We start from the raw sequence: 743 nt of genomic DNA on the forward strand, positions 1-743 counted from the left end.
ATCGCCTTCAAGCTCGATGTTTAAGCCGCCAGCATTCCACACGCCCAAGCTCTGCCCTGCAGTACCTGTCAGACGAAGCTTGATCGGCATATCACTCATGCCAAGGTTGCCCCATACTTGCGCAATCTCGCCAGAGATACGCGCACCAATAGAGCGGTCACAATTGCCAACGAAATAGCTATAATTACCGCCTGAGCCTTGGCGAATATTCACGAGCATATCGCTAATCATTTGCTCAGCGAGCAAGCCTTTATCAAACGGCTCGTTACGCTCCACCTGACACGTTTGGGCTTTGCCCACACTGGCTGGGTGACTAAATAGCAATGGTGTTAAATCAAGATGACGCTGCTTATCCGTATTACCTTCTAAGATATCTAGTAAGTCAGTACGACCGACCAGCTCTTCCATACTACGAACACCTAGCGCTGCTAACCATTCACGTGTTTCGGTTGCGACAAACTTAAAGAAGTTAATCAGCATTTCTGCTTCGCCAATGAAATGCTCATCACGCAGTTTGGCTTTTTGGGTAGCAACCCCTGTTGGACAGTTGTTCAAATGGCAGATACGTAGATACTTACAACCAACCGCAATCATCGGCGTGGTACCAAAGCCAAAGCTTTCTGCACCAAGAATGGCGGCCTTGACGACATCCAATCCTGTTTTCAGACCACCATCGGTCTGAACACGTACCTTATCACGTAATCCATTCACTCGTAGAGACTGATGGGTTTCAGCCAGACCCA

General features: G+C 48.5%; 1 protein-coding gene. It reads right to left on the bottom strand.

Features of this window, described 5'->3' with window-relative positions; translation table 11 throughout:
- Positions 1-743, bottom strand: a 743-nt coding sequence (locus ACS8FC_RS17105) for a glutamate synthase-related protein (protein WP_439297667.1), incomplete at both ends; no start/stop codon positions are given.

The organism is Psychrobacter sp. 1Y4 (genome assembly GCF_051847555.1).